Here is a 16,258-nt window from a genome sequence, read left to right as displayed (position 1 = left end):
GTAGAGGAACTCCCCCGGCACCTCAAAATCGAGACGCCTCACAACCCACACCGAACTGATTTCCGCACACACAGGCACACGAAAAACAGCCCCGCAGGACGGGGAGAACACTTCAGTAGAGACTGCCATCGGAAGGCAAGAGCGTTGCCTCGGAAGCCGTAGGGCTCCGTGGCAACCCGGAGGACAATACGGATCGCCGCGGTCCGTGTCAACTTGCTGCCAGAGGCCTGCCCGCCGCCCTCAGTCCAGGTCGGTCAGACGGCCGCCGGCATCGGGCTGGGCGTCCTCCACCCGGCGCAGGAGGCGTGTGAGCAACTCACCCAACAGCACCCGCTCCACCTTGGTCAGGTCCTGGAGCAGCTCCTCCTCGAAGACCGAGGCCTTGCGCATCACTTGGATCCACTTCTCGCGACCTTCGTCGGTGAGTCCGATGATGACCCGCACGCGGTTCTCCGGATCGCGCTCCCTGGTCACGAGGCCCTGAGCGAGCATGCGGTCGATCCGGTGCGTCATGGCGGCGGGTGTCAGGCCCAGGCGCTTGGCGATCGTGCCGGGCCACAACTGATACGGCGAGCCCGTCATCACGAGTTCCCTGAGGACCTCCCACTCGGCGTGGCCGAGGCCGAGCGTGCCGAGCTGCCGCCCGTACGCGACGTTCATCCGCCGGTCGAGGCGGCTGAGCGCGTTAACGACCTTCTCCACCTGCGGGTCCAGGTCGCGGTACTCGCGCTGGTAGATGGCGATCTGCTCGTCGAGCGTGGGCTGTCGGTCCGGCACTGGAGGCATGGCCCCGGAGTATCCCACGTGAAGTCGTTCGACATGAAGCCTTGCTCTGTGTAGTCTTTAGCTTCGAACTTTAGCTTTGAAGTCTCCTCGCGCATCGAGGACTTGATCAGAGGTAGGTGAGTGTGACCAGGGCGATGGGCGCTGCGCTGCGCCGGATCCAGTTTGGGAACGCCCTCGCGGCGTTCGGCAACGGCTTCACCGCGCCGTTCCTGTTCGTGTACGCGTCCCGCGTGCGCGGCTTGGGCGACGGCACTGCCGGCGCTGTGCTGGCGGTGTTTGCCGTCGTCGCGCTCGCGGTGCTGCCGTTCACAGGGCGAGTGATCGACCGGCGGGGACCGATGCCTGTGGCCTTCGTGGGCTCGGCCTTCGGCATGGTCGGTGCACTGGGGTTCGGCATATCGGAGAGCGCTCCTTCTGCTCTGGCCTCGTCGGCACTCATGGGCGCCGGGGTGGCTGTCCTGCAGCCCGCACTCGCGACCATGATCGTTTCCTGCTCGACGAGCGTGACTCGTTCGCGCGCCTTCGCGACGCAGTTCTTCCTGAACAACCTCGGCCTGGGTGTCGGCGGACTCCTCGGAGGGTTGATGGTCGACGAGCACCGCCCCGCCACGTTCACACTCCTGTTCGTCATCGAGGCCGCCATGTTCGTCGTGCTCGCGACGGTGCTGGCAACTGTCCGGCTGCCGCTCTCCCGAACAGGTGAGACGGAGGCACACGCCGCAACGGCACGCGAGTCGGCGGGCGGCAACTGGTCGGTGCTCTTGCGGGACCGGCCGATGGTCCTGCTGTGCGTGCTCGGCTTTGTGCTGTTCTTCGCCTGCTATGGCCAGTTCGAGTCGGGGTTGTCGGCGTACGCGGTGGAGGTCACGCGAATATCGACGGCGACGCTGGGGATCGCACTCGCGGCCAACACGGCCATGATCGTCCTGGCGCAGTTCGTGGTCCTGCGGCTGGTTGAGCGCCGTCGACGGAGCCGGGTCATAGCTCTGGTCGGGGTCATTTGGGCTGTGGCCTGGGTGGCCGCCGGTGCCTCCGGTCTCGTCCACGGGACGCAGGCGGCGGCGACCGCGCTGCTCATCACGACGTACGCGCTCTTCGGGGTCGGCGAGACGATGCTGTCGCCGACGGTTGCGCCCCTGGTGGCCGACTTGGCGCCGAGGCGGCTCGTGGGCCAGTACAACTCGGCGTTCGCGCTGGTGAAGCAGCTGGCGCTGGCCGTGGGCCCGGCAGTGGGCGGGCTGCTTGCCGCCGTTGGTGCATACGGGGTCTACATCGTGATGCTGGTGGTCTGCTCGCTGATGGTGAGCCTGCTCGCGCTCTGGCTGGGCCGGCACCTGACGGCCGCGCAGGACCGGCCGTACCGGTCCGTCGTGGTTGCGGGCAGCAGCGGTCAGCAGCACACGGCCGAAGCAGGAAAGGACGTGTCGGCAGGGCTCATGGCTGAGGAGCGCGCGGCGAGGGCTGCGGTTCGAGTGGGCTGAGGGGTGCTCCCGCCGACGGATACCTCAAGTACGTCCGGAGAAGGTGAGCAGGAAGCCGGCGCGTCAGTAGCCCGCTCTTCCGGCCGCGTCAGGTCGTCGGGAGGGTGAACTCGCACCACACCGACTTGCCTCCTCCGGGGGTCCTTCTCGAACCCCATGCCGAGGCGATGGTGGCGACGATGGAGATTCCGCGTCCCGCCTCGTCGACGGCATCGGCGGCGCGCCGTCGCGGCAGGTGCTCGTCGCCGTCGGTGACCTCGACGATGAGGCGCCGGTCCGTGCGACGCAGGCGCAGGCGCATCGGCGGAGTGCCGTGCTGAAGGGAGTTGGCGACGAGTTCGCTGGCTGCCAGTACGCCGAGGTCGTGCAGCTCCCTCGGGAAACGCCAGGACGAGAGCACTCCTGAGGCGAACGCGCGGGCGCGCGGCGCTGCCTCGGTGCCGCCGAGCAGGTCGAGGGCGGCGTTGTGGAAGAGCTCCGCGTCGTGGCCCGTACGGGCTGGGTGCTGAAGGACGAGGACGGCAACGTCGTCGTCGTGTTCCGCGGTGATGCCGAGTGAGCGCAACAGGCGGTCGCAGACGATGTCGGGGGAGCCGGTGGCACCGGCGAAGGCGCGTTCCAGCTTGGAGACTCCGGCGTCGATGTCGGCGTCGCGCCGTTCGACGAGGCCGTCGGTGTAGAGAACGGCGGATCCTCCCGGCGGGAGCGGCAGCGAGCTGGAGGTGTGCACCCAGCCGCCCGTGCCCAGCGGGGGTCCGGTCGGCTCGGGGGCACGCTGGACCGTGCCGTCCGCATCCCGCACGATGATCGGCGGGTGGCCGGCGGAGGCGTAGTGCAGGAGCCCCTCGTTGGGGTCGTGCACGGCGTATACGCAGGTGGCGATCTGGCTGGGGTCGATCTCGGCGGCCAGCCCGTCGAGCAGTTGCAGGACCTCGTGCGGGGGGAGGTCGAGGCGGGCGTATGCGCGTACGGCGGTGCGGAGTTGTCCCATCACGGCTGCGGCGCGTACGCCTCGGCCCATGACGTCGCCGATGACGAGTGCTGTGCGGCCGGCGCCGAGGGTGATGACGTCGTACCAGTCGCCGCCGACTGCCGCTTCCGTACCGCCCGGCTGGTATGTGGCGGCGACCCGCAGATCGTCGGGCTGCTCCAGTTCCTGGGGCAGCAGGCTGCGCTGGAGCGTGACGGCGGCCTCGCGCTGGCGGCGTTCGCTGGCGCGCAGCCGCTCGGCGGCCTCGACCTGGTCGGTGACTTCGGCCGCGAAGATCAGCACGCCGTTCTCGCCGTCAGCGGTGATGGGGGTGCAGGTGAAGGTGTAGAAGGCGTCCCGGCTGTCGCGCGAGTCGGCCGTGCGGGGCACGCGGCGCGATTTGACGGTGCGCGGCTTGCCGCTGCGCAGCACCTGGTCCATCAGGGGGAGCAGGCCGAGCTCGACGAGTTCGGGGAGGGCATCGCGGGCCGCGTCGCCCTGGGCCCGCGGGCCGAAGACAGCGATGTAGGCGTCGTTGATGTAAGCGATGCGGTGGTCGGCGCCGTGTACGACGGCAGCCAGAGCGGGGACCTGACCGAGGAGATCGTGCACGGACAGCGCATCGATGCTGCGGGTGACATGCGCGCTGGAGGCCCCGGTGGTTCCGGGGGGTTCGCTGCTCGTACGGGCCGAAGTGGAAGAAGCAGACTCAGCGGACGGAGCGGTCCGGCCCGACCGGGTGGCCGGACAGCCGGGATCCGCTCCGTCCACGGCAGTGGCGTCGCGGCGCTCGGCCCGCGCCGGCGGGACAGTGCCTGCGCTCCCCGGGGCCGCATCATCATCGGCGGCGACGGCAGCGTCTCTGCCGGCACCGTCCCCGGCGCTGTCGGACGTCTCGCGCGCCTGCGCTGCTGTTGCCCTCGCTGCCTGCGCTGCCGAGTTGCGCCGCTGTGTGCCGGGCAGTCGGGCGCTCCAGCGCGTGAAATTCACGGTCGTCCGATTCCTCGCGTAGTTCGGGAAGACGGCCCCCCGCCCGGCCGTCGTGCTGCTCACTGTGTGCGGATGCGAGCCCACTCATGGTCACACGCTCCGCGTGGTGCACGGCGCAGACATTGGATCACGCACCGGCCACCCGTCGGATCACCCGACTCCCCTCCGGGAGTCGGCTGCCCCGCCGTTCCGGGGGGAAGCACGTCCCGCGTCCTCAGCCGTCCTCGGGCCGACGTACGCCGCCCGCTGCGAGTTCGAACTCGGCGCGGGGATGTTCGAGTGAACCGAGTGAGACGATCTCGCGCTTGAACAGTCCCGCCAAGGTCCATTCCGCGAGAACTCGTGCCTTTCTGTTGATCGTGGGGACGCGGCTGAGGTGGTAGGCGCGGTGCATGAACCACGCCGGGTAGCCCTTCAACTTGCGCCCGTAGACGTGCGCGACGCCTTTGTGCAGCCCGAGCGAAGCGACGGAGCCCGCGTACGCGTGACGGTAGTCGGTGGCGGGCGCGCCGCGCAGGGCCGCCGCGATGTTGTCCGCGAGGCGTCTGGCCTGACGTACGGCGTGCTGGGCGTTGGGAGCGCACAGGGCGCCCTTCTCGCCTTTCTCCTCGGCCAGGACGTCGGGTACGGCGGCGGCGTCACCTGCGGCCCATGCGTTCTCGACGCCATCGATGCGCAGTTGAGCCGTGCACTTGAGTCTGCCGCGCCCGTTGAGGGGCATGCCGGCGGCGGCGATGACGGGATTCGGCTTGACGCCCGCGGTCCACACGAGGGTGCGTGTGGGATGGCGGGAGCCGTCGCTGAGTACGGCGACCCGCTTCTCGCAGGAGTCGAGGCGCGTGTCGAGGCGTACGTCGATGTTGCGGGAGCGCAGCTCGCGCAGGGCGTAGGTACCCATCTCCTCGCCGACCTCCGGGAGGATCTTGCTGGAGGCCTCGACGAGCAGGAACTTCATCTCCTCGGCCCGCACGTTGTGGTAGTAGCGGCAGGCGTAGCGGGCCATGTCCTCCAGTTCACCCAGGGCCTCGACGCCCGCGTAGCCGCCGCCGACGAAGACGAAGGTGAGGGCGGCATCGCGAACCTCGGGATTGCGCGTGGACGAGGCGATGTCGAGCTGTTCGAGCACATGGTTGCGGAGGCCGATGGCTTCCTCGACGGTCTTGAAGCCGATGCCGTGTTCCGCGAGGCCGGGGACGGGCAGGGTGCGCGACACGGACCCGGGCGCCAGGACGAGTTCGGTGTAGGGAATCTCGATGGCACCGGTGCCCTCCTCCTCCGTGGCGAGGGTCTTGACGTACGCGATACGCCTTTCGTGGTCGACGGACAGTGCCTCGCCGACGACGAGTCTGCAGTCGCGCAGCACTCTGCGAAGCGGCACGACGACGTGTCGGGGCGAGATCGAGCCGGCGGCCGCTTCGGGAAGGAAGGGCTGGTAGGTCATGTAGGGCTCGGGGTCGACCACGACGATCTCGACTCCGTTGGAGCCGGTCGAGCTGTCGTCATCGGCGCGGGAGCCGGAGGCGGAGGAGCCGCTGGAACCGTTCGCCGTTCGCCTGAGCTGGTGCTTCAGCTTCTGCTGAAGACGCAGGGCCGTGTACATGCCCACATATCCGCCGCCGATCACGAGAATGCGCGCGGTTCCGTTCATCGCCTTCGTCACCAGTCCATGACGCACCCGCGACCGGGGGTTTGTCCACAGGCTCAAAGAATTGTGTGACCGACGGAGAGTGGGCGTCCACCTCGCCCGAGGGCGTTCTCTGGGCGAGATAAGAGCAGGTCAGAGGCAGGATTGCGAGTGGCGGGGATGGGTGCGAAGGGGTGGGCGAAGGTGTCGCTCCTGCCGCTCCAAGACGTCCACGAGAACGCCCTCTTCTCTCTTGACCACCGCTCAACTATGTTCGTGGTCGTCGGAGGTGCGGTACTTGAGGACCACGGTATCGGCGCCACCGGCCGCGACAGCGTGAGGGTCTCCGGGGGGAGACTTGATGACCGGGGGAACATTGATGCGCATTCAGGGTATTCACGGCTCTTCTTCCGTTGCTGCTGCCATGTCGGCAGCTCCGGACAACGGGAGCCAAGGGGCGGGCGACCGCGGCGAGCGATTCGGCCGCATCGACGAGACCACCAGTGCGAACAGGGCAGTCAGGGCCCCGCAGCCTGTGGCCGCCCCGCGTCCCACTCCGTTGAGGGTGGACGCACAGAGGAATCTGGAACATGTATTGCGGGCAGCCCGCGAGGTCTTCGGTGAGCTGGGCTACGGCGCGCCGATGGAGGACGTCGCCCGCAGGGCCCGCGTCGGCGTGGGCACCGTCTACCGACGCTTCCCGAGTAAGGAAGTGCTGGTCCGGCGGATAGCGGCGGAGGAGACCGCCCGCCTCACCGAGCAGGCGCGGACGGCTCTGGGCCAGGAGCACGAGCCGTGGTCGGCCCTCTCGCGCTTCCTGCGCACGTCGGTGGCCTCCGGGGCCGGGCGTCTGCTGCCGCCGCAGATACTGCGCGCCGACGGCTGGGGCGGCGATGCCTCCGTCACGGACGGCAACCCGGCGCGGGTGCCGCAGCAGCGGCAGCCGGCGTACGGGCAGGAGGGCCAGTCCGGGCTGAGGCTGGTCGAGGACGGGACGTCAGCAAGCTCCGCCGCCCTGGGGCAGGCGGAGCGTGGCGGTGACGGTCTCGACGGCTTCGAGGACGACTCCGGCTGTGCGGAGTTGCTCAGCGTCGTCGGTCAGATGGTGCAACGCACCCGCGACGCGGGGGAGTTGCGCGACGACGTGACGGTCGGCGATGTGCTCCTGGTGATAGCCACCGCGGCGCCCTCGCTGCCGGATGCGGCGCAACAGGCGGCGGCCTCGAGGCGGTTGCTCGACATACTCCTGGAAGGGTTGCGCCCGCGGCCGTAGGCACGACCGCGGGGACGGAACCCCAGCCACGCAGGCCGAGGACCGAAGGTCCGCCCGAACGGAGCTCAACGGGCGGGTTCGGCCAGGCCTGTACGCACCGGGTTCCGTCGTGCAGGCCGCATTCACCACCGGCCGGCCGGCACAGCCAACGTCGGCCGGTGGGCGGACGCTTCTTCCGCCCGGGGTGCGTCTACCCGCTCGGCGGGCGGCCCGCTTTTCTCCGCCCCGATGCCGTCCACCCGCGCTGGCTCACCCCAGCCCGGGTGTCCGGGGCTGTACGGGCGTGGACTGGACGATCGAGGTCGTGGTCTGCCCGAACAGGAGGAACCGGTCGAGGACTTCCTCGAAGGAAGCGACGTCCGCCGCGTGGACCTTGATCAGGAAACAGTCCTCGCCGGTGATGCGGTGGCACTCGCTGACCTGCGGCAAGCTCTGTGCGAGTTCGGCGATCTTCGGCAGCTGTCCGGGCCCGGGGCGCACGCGCACGAAGGCGGCCACGGGGTAGCCGAGGGCTGCCGGGTCCACGTCCAGGCGGTAGCCGCGGATCACGCCGCTCTCGTGCAGCCTTCGCAGGCGGTCGCGAGCGGTCGGCACCGAGACCTCGATCCGGCGGGCCAGTTCGGCGGTCGGCAGACGTGGGTCATCGTCGAGTTCGGTCAGGATGGCCCGATCCACTGCGTCCATCTTCACCATCGCCAAGTCAAGGGGTGATTTTCAGAGCAGAGCCGAAACCATTTCATGCCCAGGCTTGCATATTCGGCATGGTTGCGCGCATTCACGCTTGCGATCGTGTCAGGCATGGTCAACGTCTCGCGCTTCCCTCGGGGTGCCACGGGTGCCGCTGCCGGCTCCGCAGCCGGACGCAGTGCGGCTCGGTCCAAGGCCAGGTTCACGGCGGGCGGGGCGGCCGCGCGGGCCGACCGTCTGCCACCGTCCGCGTACTTCGTGACCAGCGCCGTCTTCCACTACCTCGGGCCCGCGTTCGCGGTGCTGCTGTTCGCCCGCATTGAGGTGCTGGGAGTCGCCTGGCTCCGCTGTGCGTCGGCCGCGGTCGTCTTCGCGCTCTGGCGTCGACCGTGGCGGGTGTGGGCGGCGTCCTCGTGGCGGCAACGGCGGCTGCTGCTGGCACTGGGAGCCGTGCTGGGGTTGATGAACAGTTCGTTCTATCTGGCCCTGGACAGGCTGCCGTTGGGGACGGTGGGAGCGATCGAGTTCCTCGGGCCGGTGCTCCTCGCCGTGTTCGGGCTCCGCTCCACGCGCAACGCGTGCGCACTGGTGGTGGCGGTCGGCGGGGTCTGGCTGCTCACGGGCGTGCATTTCTCGGCCGAACCGCTCGGCCTGGCCTTCGCGTTCGGCAACTGTGCGCTGTTCGTGCTCTATGTGGTGCTGGGGCACCGGCTGGCCGCTGACGGTGGCGCATCGGGCATCGACCGTCTTGGTGCGGCGATGCTCGTATCGATGGCCGTCGTCGCTCCCGTCGGCATCGGTGACGCCGCGATCGCGCTCACGTCGCCGGTGCTGCTGGCGAGCGCGTTCGGGGTGGGGGTGTGCTCCTCCGTGATCCCCTACGTCTGCGATCAGCTCGCCATGTCACGTCTGCCTCGTGCGACGTTCGCGCTCATGCTGTCGCTGCTGCCGGCGACGGCCGTCGCGATCGGGTTCGTCGTGCTCGGTCAGGTGCCCACATGGCTCGAACTTGCCGGTGTCGCGCTGGTCATCGCCGGAGTGGCGATCCATCAGGAACGGGCCGCGGGTGCGTCCGCCGAACGGCCGCCGTCCCGCGGGTCCTCCGCGCCGCAGACGTCACGAACCTCACCCCCACCGGCTCCGGCACCGGCACCAGCCGAGGCACCAGCACCGGCACCGGCACCGGCCCCGGCACCGGCACCGGCACCGGCACCGGCACCGGCACCACAGTCTCCCCAGACCCCTGACGTGGGCTAGGTGTATTGACCTGTGAGGTTGGGGAAACCGGCGTCAGAGCGCGGGCCGCTTCTGGGCGGCGGGGAGCACGCCCGAGGCGACGGCCCGTTGCCGTGGCGCAGCGGAGCCCGTCCAGCATGTGCCGCGCCGCGCGATGAGCCGTCGCAGCCACAGCTCTGTCGAGACCAGGTCGGCGAGGCCGTCGAGGGGCAAGGGCTCGCCCTTGGAGGCGGCACGGATGGCCTTCCGTACGACTCTCGCCTCGACGAGCCCCGCGTCGGCGAGCAGTGGGGAGTCGAAGAGGTCGATGAGTTCGCCGGCGGCGGCGCGCAGGCCTGCTCGTACGGAGGCCGCCTGGTACGCGTAGGAGGGGGCGCCCCAGCCCGCGGGCAGTTCGTGCACCCCGGCCCCCGCCAGCACAGCGCGCAGCACCGACGCTCGGGCGCCCGGCTTGACGCGCAGGGCCTCGGGAAGGTCGCGGCAGGCCCGTACGACCTGGTTGTCGTAGAAGGGTGCGTGGAGCCGCTGGTTGCGGATCTCGGCGGCCTGCTCGAGCACTCGGTGGTCCGCGGCCTGGCGGGCGAGGGCGGCGCGGGCGCGTCGCTCACCGGGTCGTTCGACCGTCGGCCGGAGCCTGGCCGCGGCCTCGAGCCGCGCGGATACCTCGGCCAGCGCCTCCCCCGTCAGCCATCGGGCCGCCGGGCCCGGCCGGCACCAGGTGAGAGCGGCGACGGAGGATCCGACCGCACCCTCGCTGCCGTAACCGCCCGCGCCGCCGAAGGCGCCGAGGTCGGCAAAACCTTTCCCCATGTCCGCGTCCTTGTCGGCGCCGGAACCTGTCCCGGAGCCGTTGCCGGCACCACGTCCCTGACCGGTGCCGTTGCGCCCGGTTCCGTTCCGGCCGGTGCCGTTGCGTGCCGCTCCGCCGGCCCGCAGACGCTCGGCGGTGCTGGTGACGCCGTCCCGGTACTGGGTGCGCGCGAGCTTGCGGGCCGCTCTGTAGACCGTCCACGGCACCAGGACCGACCGCCCCGGCGGTACGTCCTCCGACCGGGCCAACGCCGCGACGGGCCGCAGGAGATGGCGCCGGCGGCGGTCCATCAGAAGGTCTGCGAGACGCGCCGGGTGGGCGTCCATGACCTGGCGGGCGCCGTACCCGACGAAGTGGTCCGAGCTGCCGACGGCCAGCCGCTGCCGGTGCCTGTCGGCGACGACAAGCGACGGCCCCGGCTCGTCCGTCAGGGGCCCGTCCAAGTCGGTGTACGGCAGGGCCTCTTCGCCGGCCGCGACGACGACATGGTGCAGCCGCGGATTCTCCGCGATGCTGCGCGCACGCTCGAGCTCGGCGGCGGCCGAACCGTCCGCGCCGGTGCTGGTGGCAAGGTCGTTGAAGGTCACCGCGAGCAGCCGCGCGCCCCCTTCAGAGCCGTCGATCGTGCCGTGCACCGTGCCCGGCACGCCCGGAAGCCCCGCGGCGAGAAGCGCCAGGGTGCTGGAAGCCGGTCCGCCGGAGAGGTCGGCCCCAACGCCGGGAGCGGGGCCGCCACGTGCGGCGCGCCTGTCGGCCGGACCCATGCCGGGGACGGGGCCGGGGTCGCGGCCGTCCGTGCCGTTCGCGGACCGGGCGTTGCGCGCGCGGGAGGCGCCTTGTGTGGAATCTCCGGCCCCGGGGCCGGAGTTGCCGTAGGCGGCGCCTTCATGGAATCGGGGATGCGCCTCGCGTTCATAGGCGTCGTGCAGGTACTCGTCGTGTCCGTAGGCCCCGGCGGGATGGACGTCGTCGCTGAACGCCCGCTCGGCGTAGGCCCGTTCAGCGGGCCCCTCGTCCCCGTAGGCGGCACCGGGGTAGGAACTGCCGGTGTACGCACCGCCGTTCCTCGCGTACTCGTTGCCGTCCCCGTACGCTGCGCCGTTGCCGTACGGGACGCCGTCGGTCCCGTAGCCGTATCCCAGGTCGCTCTCCGACGCGTGCCGCGGGGCCGCCAGCCGGGCACGTACGGCTTCCACAAGGGCGTCGCGCACCCGGGCCACGGCGGTCTCCGGGTCGACGGGCGGTGGTGCGGAGACGACGAGCGAAGAGGCGGGTTCGTAGCTGGTGATCTCGCGGCTGCCCTCGCGCAGGATCAGCGCGTGTCCCGGTGGTACACGGCGCACCCCTTCATACGGGGTGCCGTCGCCGAGCGCCTCGGGTGCGTCCGGGCACGCGAGCAGCGCGCCGAGGTGACCGATGTCGAGCTGCGCCTCGGTGAGGTCGGCGAGCGGCAGAGCGGCGGTGGCGTAGGCGGTGCCGCCGTCCCATGGAGTGTGGAAAACGGGCCGGGCTCCCGCGAGGTCGGCGGCGATGGTGAGTCGGCGGCCGACGCAGGCGACGGCTGTGTAACTGCCCGGCCAGGCCGTCAGATGCCGGTACGCGCCGCCGCGTGCGGCGGAAAGGCCCAGGCGCAGTTCTTCGTCGCTGGCGCCGCAACATCCGAAGACGGCAAGGCGGTTGGCTGCATCGGCCTCGATGACGCGGACCTCGTCGGGACGCCAGTCCCCCACGGCCCACAGGGGGTCGGGATCACTCCACAGAAGCTGCGCGCCCACCGGCTCCAGGGAGCCCGGCGCATAGCGTCCGCGTCCAGGAGCGGCGCTGCTCCATCCCACCAACCATCGCATCGCCGCCCGCCTCCGCTGCCTGAGTGACGCCGTCCGGGGCGTGCCTTCCCTGCCGCCGGCCGGGGAGAGCTCCCTGTCTCCGCTGGGGTGCCCCGTAGTGCCCTGCGGCCATGTTGCCACGAGAAGGGTGCACGAGAGGCGTGAAAGGGGCGCATATCTGGCCTCAACGCGCCGCTCATGAAGACGGGTTGCATGGCCCGTGCGCCGGGTCGAGCGGCGATTCCCGTGAGGCGCGGGCGGGATGTCCGGCGACGCCCGTAAGGCACGGCATATACCTCTGGCGTCGGCGTGCGGCACCGCACGACTGACCGATGTTATTCGGCCAAGTATGGGAGCGCGGCCGCGCGTTGACGGGCCGCCGGCGAGCGCTTCGGTGGTCCCCGATTCCTACGCCCCGTGTTCACCGCGCTCGTACGTCCGTGCGGCACTGGTGCCCGTACGGACGACGACAGCGGCTTCTGTGACGCCGCTGCCACGACCGTGGAGGCCGACCGCAGGGAGACAGAACTGCAGCGGGAGGAGCAGTTTCCCGGACGGCCGCAGCAACTCCCCCATCGACGGGCCGAGACCGGCAACGACGCGGCCGCGGGGGCCCCTGAGGGCCAGCATCACGGCAAGCACGGGAAGCGCAGCAAGTCGGCGAAAGGCGGTGCGAAGCGCGGTCATCCCGCGTCGGGCCGCACACCGTGCCCAGACGGAAGAGCGCGCCCGGTGGGGTTCGCCGGCCCGGGAAGGCTTCTCCAACTTCCCGGGCCGGACCGTCGCCCGCGGGGAGCGGGGCGGCGGTTCCCCCAGCCCGCTGGTCCAGTTCAGCGGGCCGACCCACGCATCTCTCATGGAACCTCCCGCCCACCGACCGGCAAAGGCGCATGCGCGGGCGCACGACCACACACCCGGAGCACGGGCAGCGCCCCGGAACCACCGTTGCCCGACGACTTCTCCACATGGATTTCGGCCGACTCCCGCGCGCCGTACGGAGGCTGGCACGTGACGGACGCACGTACGCGCCCAACGGCAGGCGCACGCCCGCGCATCGGGACAAGCAGTGACACAACCGTCCACACGAAGACACCTCAGGCGTATTCGACGACTGCGCGCGCCCGGTCCCGTCCGGGCCGCCGCGGCTCCGTCCTCAGAACCCCTCGCAACCGAACATCCGCGCACACGAGGACCGTCAGGGCCCCGGATCCGGCAACAGGCAGTACACGGCAGCGCGTCGGCCGATGCCCTCCCGGGCCGCCCTGCGCACGGACACGAATCCCGCCATCCCATCCGGCGCCCCTTAACGGTAGGGATCCGGCGAACTACGCTAAGTCTTCAGTGCGTCCCCTCGTCGTGCCTGCTCCACAGGTCCGGCGGTCAAGGGATGCATCCCGCGACTCTCGCGCGGGTAGCAGGTGCCTTGCCGTCGGTTCGCACCGGCCGGCGGGGCGGCCGTCGGTGTGTGTCAGGGGTGTGCGCGCATGTCCAGGGAGCCACGCGGGCCGAATGAGAAACTCGGCACCGTTCTCGCCCTCGCGGGAATCAGCAACGCCGGACTCGCCCGCAGAGTCAACGACTTGGGTGCCCAGCGCGGACTGACCCTCCGCTACGACAAGACGTCCGTAGCCCGTTGGGTCTCCAAGGGCATGGTCCCGCAGGGTGCCGCGCCGCACCTCATCGCCGCGGCTATCGGCAGCAAGCTGGGCCGCCCTGTGCCGCTGCACGAGATCGGGCTCGCGGACGCCGATCCCGCCCCCGAAGTCGGCCTCGCCTTCCCGCGCGACGTACGGGCGGCAGTGAAGGCGGCCACCGACCTCTACCGTCTTGATCTGCACGGCGGCCGGCGCGGCGGAGGCGGCATCTGGCAGTCGCTCGCGGGGTCGTTCGCGGTCAGCGCGTACGCGACGCCCGCGTCCCGCTGGCTGATCACCCCGGCCGACAGCTCCGTCGCCCGCGACCCGGAGACCGCCGCCGCTTCGGGAACGGGAACCGCCGCGGGTGCGGACGGTTCAGGCAACGGCCCTGACGGGGCAGGCGATTCGGAACCTGCGTCGCCTCTGCGCGTCGGGCACACCGATGTCGCGAAGCTGCGCGAGGCCGCCGACGAGGCCCGCCGCTGGGACTCCAAGTACGGCGGTGGCGACTGGCGTTCGTCGATGGTCCCGGAGTGCCTCCGTGTGGACGCGGCACCATTACTTCTCGGCGCGTACACCGACGAGGTCGGCCGCTCTCTCTTCGGCGCCACCTCCGAACTCACGCGCCTCGCCGGCTGGATGGCCTTCGACACCGGGCAACAGGAAGCCGCACAGCGGTACTACATCCAGGCCCTGCGGCTCGCCCGCGCCGCCGCCGACGTCCCTCTCGGCGGCTACGTACTGGCCTCCATGTCCCTCCAGGCCACTTACCGCGGCTTCGCCGACGAGGGCGTCGATCTCGCTCAGGCCGCCGTGGAACGCAACCGCGGCCTGGCCACCGCCCGCACCATGAGCTTCTTCCGACTCGTCGAGGCCCGCGCACATGCCAAGGCCGGCGACTCACATGCCTGCGGCGCCGCTCTGTCCGGGGCGGAGAGCTGGCTCGAGCGGGCCCGCGCGGGCGACGCCGACCCCTCCTGGCTGGACTTCTACTCCTACGACCGCCTCGCGGCCGACGCGGCCGAGTGCTACCGCGACCTGAAGGCCCCTCGCCAGGTGCGCCGCTTCACCGAGAAGGCCCTCTCGAAGCCGACGGAGGAGTTCGTACGGTCGCACGGGCTGCGCCTGGTCGTTTCGGCGGTCGCCGAGCTGGAGTCGGGCAACCTGGACGCGGCGTGCGCGGCCGGAGCCCGCGCGGTCGAGGTGGCAGGCCGCATCTCGTCGGCCCGCACCACCGAGTACGTACGGGATCTGCTGAACCGCCTCGAACCGTACGGGGACGAGCCTCGCGTGGCGGAGTTGAGGGAGCAGGCGCGGCCACTGCTGGCCGCACCGGCGTGACAGCTGCCCCTCGGAGTGGGTACTGCCTGAGCAGGGGTGGCGTACGAAGGGGCACGATCACATCGTGACCTGCGTCGCAGCACGTTGTCAGTGGTGCGGTTCATGATGGATGACGTGCCCGCCGACACGCCCGCGATGAGCAAGCCGCACCCGCACGACACGTCCAGCGTCTCCAGCACCACCCCGGGGAGAGCCATGCAGAAGCCGGCGCCCGCGACGCCCGGCGGCTCCCGCCGCGCCCGTCCCCGTCCCGGCTACGACTGCGATGTCGTGATCGTCGGCGGCGGCATCGTCGGGCTCTCCACGGCCCACGCGATCACACGCGCCTCGCCCGGTACGCGCGTCGTCGTCCTGGAGAAGGAGCCCGGCCCCGCCCGGCACCAGACGGGGCGGAACAGCGGTGTCATCCACAGCGGGATCTACTACCGGCCCGGTTCGCTCAAGGCGCGCTTCGCCGTGCAGGGCGCGGCGGAGATGGTCGCCTTCTGCGCCGAGTACGGCATTCCGCACGAGGTCACGGGCAAGCTGATCGTCGCCACGGAGCGCGAGGAGCTGCCCCGGCTGCACGCCCTGATCCAGCGCGGCAGGCAACACGGCATCCCCGTACGGGAGCTGGGCCCCTCGCAGATCGCCGAGCGGGAGCCGCACGTTCGCGGCTTGGCAGCGATCCACGTCGGCACGACCGGCGTGTGCGACTTCGGCGCGGTGGCGGGGCAGCTGGCGCGGCTCGCTCGCGACGGCGGTGCCGAGATCCGCTACGGCTCGCAGGTCACGGCCGTTCAGCGACGCCCGGGCGCGGGCGTCGCCCTCCGCGTCGAAGCGGACGGCACGGGGGGCATCGGCTCGGCCGCGTCCGCGCCGAGTTCCTCCGTCGTACGGGCCCGCGCGATGGTCAACTGCGCGGGCCTGCACTGCGCGAGGATCGCGCAGCTGACCGGCGACGAGCCGGCGGCGCGCATCGTGCCCTTCCGCGGTGAGTACTTCGAGCTGAAGCGTTCCCGTGAGGATCTGGTACGCGGCCTGGTGTATCCCGTGCCCGACCCGGCGTTCCCCTTCCTCGGCGTCCACCTCACGCGCGGCGTCGACGGCGGCGTCCACCTCGGTCCGAACGCGGTCCCAGCCCTCGCGCTGGAGGGGTACGACTGGAGTACGGTGCGCCCCCGTGAGCTGGCCGGCATCCTCACCCACCCGGGCACATGGCACATGGCGCGCCGGCACTGGCGTTACGGCGCGGGGGAGTTGCGGCGCTCCCTCTCCAGGCGCGCCTTCACCAGGGCGGTGCAGCGGCTGCTCCCCGAGGTGTCCGAGAGCGACCTGGTACGGGCGCCCGCGGGGGTGCGCGCGCAGGCGGTGCTCCACGACGGGACTCTCGTGGACGACTTCCTGATCACCGAAGGCCCGCACGCCGTGCACGTCCTCAACGCCCCCTCCCCGGCGGCGACGGCCTCGCTGCCCATCGGCCGGGAGGTGGCGTCACGCGCCCTGAGTGCCCTGAACGCGCTGGAGGCGGTGGCCCACTGAGCAGGCGGACGGGCCCGCGCAGCGGTACGCGGGGGAGACGAGGCGCGGAGCCCGGGATGCGGGAGCGCGCCGCAA

Annotated in this window: 11 protein-coding genes; 5 read left to right on the top strand and 6 right to left on the bottom strand. The window is 71.1% G+C overall.

Translation table 11 applies throughout. The annotated features are described in order from the left end of the window. Nucleotides 1–240 precede the first annotated feature (240 nt). Complete coding sequence (locus I004_RS0124230) at nucleotides 241–786, bottom strand: MarR family winged helix-turn-helix transcriptional regulator (RefSeq protein ID WP_037977614.1); 546 nt, start codon at nucleotides 784–786, stop codon at nucleotides 241–243. Between the two features lie 134 nt (nucleotides 787–920). Between I004_RS0124230 and I004_RS35790 the strand changes: the two genes are divergently transcribed. Further along, a complete protein-coding gene (locus tag I004_RS35790) occupies nucleotides 921–2,267 on the top strand; it encodes an MFS transporter (RefSeq protein ID WP_199779456.1) in 1,347 nt (448 codons plus the stop codon). Between the two features lie 88 nt (nucleotides 2,268–2,355). On the opposite strand, the gene I004_RS0124220 is transcribed toward I004_RS35790, so the two are convergent. Together I004_RS0124220 and I004_RS35785 are read right to left on the bottom strand one after the other, a co-directional pair. Further along, a complete protein-coding gene (locus I004_RS0124220) occupies nucleotides 2,356–4,227 on the bottom strand; it encodes a SpoIIE family protein phosphatase (RefSeq protein WP_028437614.1) in 1,872 nt (623 codons plus the stop codon). 214 nt (nucleotides 4,228–4,441) lie between these two features. Next, nucleotides 4,442–5,875 (bottom strand): NAD(P)/FAD-dependent oxidoreductase, encoded by a 1,434-nt coding sequence (locus tag I004_RS35785; protein WP_037977536.1) that lies wholly within the window; start codon nucleotides 5,873–5,875, stop codon nucleotides 4,442–4,444. 355 nt (nucleotides 5,876–6,230) lie between these two features. Between I004_RS35785 and I004_RS0124210 the strand changes: the two genes are divergently transcribed. Then, a complete protein-coding gene (locus tag I004_RS0124210; RefSeq protein ID WP_078511740.1) occupies nucleotides 6,231–7,124 on the top strand; it encodes a helix-turn-helix domain-containing protein in 894 nt (297 codons plus the stop codon). Between the two features lie 249 nt (nucleotides 7,125–7,373). Here I004_RS0124210 and I004_RS0124205 read toward each other — a convergent pair whose 3' ends face one another. Continuing rightward, nucleotides 7,374–7,808: an Lrp/AsnC family transcriptional regulator gene (locus I004_RS0124205; protein ID WP_028437612.1), complete on the bottom strand. Its 435-nt coding sequence runs from the start codon at nucleotides 7,806–7,808 to the stop codon at nucleotides 7,374–7,376. A 114-nt stretch (nucleotides 7,809–7,922) separates the two neighbouring features. Here I004_RS0124205 and I004_RS35780 point away from each other — a divergent pair, with 114 nt between their 5' ends. After that, nucleotides 7,923–9,068, top strand: coding sequence for an EamA family transporter (locus I004_RS35780; protein ID WP_106965430.1), 1,146 nt, complete (start codon nucleotides 7,923–7,925; stop codon nucleotides 9,066–9,068). Between the two features lie 33 nt (nucleotides 9,069–9,101). Here I004_RS35780 and I004_RS39160 read toward each other — a convergent pair whose 3' ends face one another. Further along, nucleotides 9,102–11,705, bottom strand: coding sequence for an asparagine synthase-related protein (locus I004_RS39160; RefSeq protein ID WP_106965429.1), 2,604 nt, complete (start codon nucleotides 11,703–11,705; stop codon nucleotides 9,102–9,104). A gap of 387 nt (nucleotides 11,706–12,092) precedes the next feature. Next, nucleotides 12,093–12,314 (bottom strand): hypothetical protein, encoded by a 222-nt coding sequence (locus tag I004_RS0124190; RefSeq protein ID WP_158677083.1) that lies wholly within the window; start codon nucleotides 12,312–12,314, stop codon nucleotides 12,093–12,095. Between the two features lie 854 nt (nucleotides 12,315–13,168). Between I004_RS0124190 and I004_RS0124185 the strand changes: the two genes are divergently transcribed. Further along, the gene (locus I004_RS0124185) at nucleotides 13,169–14,662 is read left to right on the top strand and encodes an NsdA family TPR-like regulatory protein (RefSeq protein WP_028437610.1); all 1,494 of its coding nucleotides are present in this window, start codon (nucleotides 13,169–13,171) and stop codon (nucleotides 14,660–14,662) included. A 195-nt stretch (nucleotides 14,663–14,857) separates the two neighbouring features. Further along, nucleotides 14,858–16,183 (top strand): L-2-hydroxyglutarate oxidase, encoded by a 1,326-nt coding sequence (gene lhgO / locus I004_RS35770; RefSeq protein WP_051345379.1) that lies wholly within the window; start codon nucleotides 14,858–14,860, stop codon nucleotides 16,181–16,183. The last annotated feature ends 75 nt before the right edge of the window (nucleotides 16,184–16,258 follow it).

The organism is Streptomyces sp. TAA486, from assembly GCF_000426165.1.
This window is presented reverse-complemented; position numbering and strand designations above follow the sequence as displayed.

Excerpts from the sequence above, each read along its gene's own strand:
- I004_RS0124230 (WP_037977614.1), bottom strand. The coding sequence starts at position 786 with ATGCCTCCAGTGCCGGACCGACAGCCCACGCTCGACGAGCAGATCGCC.
- I004_RS35790 (WP_199779456.1), top strand. The coding sequence starts at position 921 with ATGGGCGCTGCGCTGCGCCGGATCCAGTTTGGGAACGCCCTCGCGGCG.
- I004_RS35785 (WP_037977536.1), bottom strand. The coding sequence starts at position 5,875 with ATGAACGGAACCGCGCGCATTCTCGTGATCGGCGGCGGATATGTGGGC.
- I004_RS0124210 (WP_078511740.1), top strand. The coding sequence starts at position 6,231 with ATGCGCATTCAGGGTATTCACGGCTCTTCTTCCGTTGCTGCTGCCATG.
- I004_RS0124205 (WP_028437612.1), bottom strand. The coding sequence starts at position 7,808 with ATGGACGCAGTGGATCGGGCCATCCTGACCGAACTCGACGATGACCCA.
- I004_RS35780 (WP_106965430.1), top strand. The coding sequence starts at position 7,923 with ATGGTCAACGTCTCGCGCTTCCCTCGGGGTGCCACGGGTGCCGCTGCC.
- I004_RS39160 (WP_106965429.1), bottom strand. The coding sequence starts at position 11,705 with ATGCGATGGTTGGTGGGATGGAGCAGCGCCGCTCCTGGACGCGGACGC.
- I004_RS0124190 (WP_158677083.1), bottom strand. The coding sequence starts at position 12,314 with ATGCTGGCCCTCAGGGGCCCCCGCGGCCGCGTCGTTGCCGGTCTCGGC.
- I004_RS0124185 (WP_028437610.1), top strand. The coding sequence starts at position 13,169 with ATGTCCAGGGAGCCACGCGGGCCGAATGAGAAACTCGGCACCGTTCTC.
- lhgO (WP_051345379.1), top strand. The coding sequence starts at position 14,858 with ATGCAGAAGCCGGCGCCCGCGACGCCCGGCGGCTCCCGCCGCGCCCGT.